This is a genomic window from Planktosalinus sp., assembly GCF_059864935.1.
This window is the reverse complement of record NZ_JCBCCK010000333.1, coordinates 1-2565: the sequence shown is the minus strand read 5'-3', so window position 1 is coordinate 2565 and position 2565 is coordinate 1. Positions and strand designations below refer to the sequence as shown.

The window sequence follows — 2565 nt, the reverse complement described above, 5'->3', positions numbered from 1 at the left end:
GTGGTGTTTGTGGACTATGGCAGTGAACGCTCGTTTGCTCAAGCTGTTAAAGAGGAGGTCACTGCTTTTGATTTTGCAACTTACCATTATGTAGGTCACCCCGGTTTGTTATGGAACAAAAGCAAAGCCTTGAATTATGGCATCCGCCAGGCAAAAGGGGAGTATATCCTGATTAATGACGTAGATGTGATTTTACACCCCAAGGCAATGGAAACATTTCAAAGTCTTTGTGTTCCGGAATCCTTCAGTCTCTTTAAAATTGGTTATCTGCCGGAATCGGTATCTCATGAACAAGTCGCAACAACAACTTTTGAACAATTGCAACCCGGTCATACCGGGGATACATTTGGTATTGGACTGTATCCCAAAACAGCTTTGGAAGAAATAAACGGCCTGGATGAGTTTTTCCATTTTTACGGCTCGGAAGATGAAGACCTGAATGCCCGCTTACAGTGTGCAGGTTTCAAACTGCACCGGGAAGACCAACTCCTTTTTCTCCACCTCTGGCACCCCCGTTATCCAAAAAAGAATGACAAACAACTTACCATACAGCCTCGACTATACAATACACAACGCATCAACCAACAGCATTTTTTAAGGCAAAAAGCACAAAGTATCAGTATTTCTCATCATCAGGAGCATTGGGGACAATGTTTTAGCCCTAAAGACAAGCAACAGCTGTCAAACCCTGAAATAAAATTGCGTTTGCCCAATATTGAGGCATTTATCACACATTTTCTCAGGGAAGAACTCAAACACTACCCGGGGAAAGTAGTGGCAGTTACTTTTTATGAAGATGTGTATTACAATTCCATAAAGCACAAACTCAAAACACTGCTAAGCAAACAATCACAGCCCTATATGTCCATGAAGGAAGTCAATGACGAAATACTAAAAACGATTATATTTGATTACAGACATTACAATTATAAATTTGAGGTTGCTGAAGATTTAAAAGAAATTAGTTTGATAATAGCATTGTAAGTAAGGTTTTTCAATTTCACCCTTTAGGGCTGGGGCAAAAAAATTGAAAAACCGGTTTACAATAGTATTGTGAAGTTTTTTTTAAAAAGTGGTTTTAATACACTAAAACGCTTACGCAAATCGGTTGAAACCTCGTCCAACCCTCCTTTCCCCGCCCTAAAGGGAGGGAGGGTTGAAGAATTTTTTAAATTAAAAATAAACATAATTAAGTCCGCCACCCGCCTCTGGCGTGCCGGGGCAAAGCCGACGAATTGTTGATTCCAATCCCCCTCCGGTCACTGAGCGAAGTCGAAGTGTGGAGGGGTTAGGGGAGGACTTAGGGCCGGGGCAAAGCGGACGAAATATGCTCTTACTATCCCAGTTTTATTTTATTATTTTGTTAACTGTCCACATAAATATTTTTAAATTTGACAAACCACACTTTGAAAAATGTCAAGAAAATTAAATCCATACCATGCTGAGAGTATGTTTAGAGATGCACCTGCCAGCTCCTTTTCAAAAGCAGAATCACTTAGAATAAAAATGACTAATGCTGAAACTTTGCTTTGGGAAGCACTAAAAAATAATCAACTGGATGGATTTAAATTCAGAAGGCAGCATCCAATTCACCTTTATATCGCTGACTTTTATTGTCACAAACTCAAACTTGTTATTGAAATTGATGGAGAATATCACAACACTGATGAACAAAAATTAATTGATAAACAAAAAACAATTGATTTAGAATCTCAAGGATTAAAAGTGATTCGATTCACTAATGAGAAAGTAGAAAATAATTTAAATGCGGTTCTAAAAGAAATTAGTAAGTTAGCTAAAGAAATTATTAGTTAATAATCCGGCGACATTGCCCCAACCCGCCAAAGGCTGGTGTGGCACTCGTTTAATTTTTTTTCCGCCACCCGCCTTTGGCGGGTAGAAGGGTTGAAAAGACTAAAGAGCTATTAATTTTAACAGCCAGAATCTTCTCCGCCTCCCTTTAGGGAAGGGGCAAAGCGGACGAATCCGAGGAAGGGGCAAAGCGGATGAATTGCTGATTCCAATCCCCCTCCTTGGGAGGGGTTAGGGGAGGACATAGGGCCGGGGCAAAGCGGACGAAATTTAAATAATTGAAAACACCTATAGATTTGTGGATTAGGATATAATGAATTTTAAAGTTGTTATGGACAGTAGAAAAAAAATAAGGTTGTTTTGGTGGAGTGAACCCTACTTTATGCAAAAGTCCTATGAAAACTATGGTGATGTACTGGGGAAATACCTTGTAGAGAAAATAACGAATGCCCCCGTGGTTTTTGTAAATCCACGTAAATGGCATTTTAAAAATCACTTTGAGCCCATCTATGTCACAGCCGGCAGCATACTGGCGCATGTAAACAGGCATTGCATCGTATGGGGCAGTGGGATCATTCTAAAAGATCAAGTGGTCAAGCCCGCCAAATTTCTGGCAGTGCGTGGCCCCCAAACCCGGAAACGATTGTTGGAACAAGGCCATAAAGTCCCCGAAGTCTATGGCGACCCGGGCCTGTTGTTGCCGTTGTATTACAACCCACCCATTGAAAAAAAATACAAACTGGGCATAGTGGC

At 40.5% G+C, this 2565-nt stretch carries 3 protein-coding genes; all 3 read left to right on the top strand.

All coding sequences use genetic code 11. The annotated features are described in order from the left end of the window. On the top strand, nt 1–984 hold a 984-nt coding region (locus AC6F75_RS10730), incomplete at its 5' end, for a galactosyltransferase-related protein (protein ID WP_500715019.1). A gap of 429 nt (nt 985–1413) precedes the next feature. Beyond that, nucleotides 1414–1815 (top strand): DUF559 domain-containing protein, encoded by a 402-nt coding sequence (locus tag AC6F75_RS10725; protein WP_500715018.1) that lies wholly within the window; start codon nt 1414–1416, stop codon nt 1813–1815. 379 nt (nt 1816–2194) lie between these two features. Then, the coding region (locus AC6F75_RS10720) for a polysaccharide pyruvyl transferase family protein (protein WP_500715017.1) at nt 2195–2565 on the top strand (371 nt) is incomplete at its 3' end.

What these genes read in the sequence shown, in the direction of transcription:
- AC6F75_RS10725 (WP_500715018.1), top strand. Translation starts at nt 1,414, where the DNA reads ATGTCAAGAAAATTAAATCCATACCATGCTGAGAGTATGTTTAGAGAT.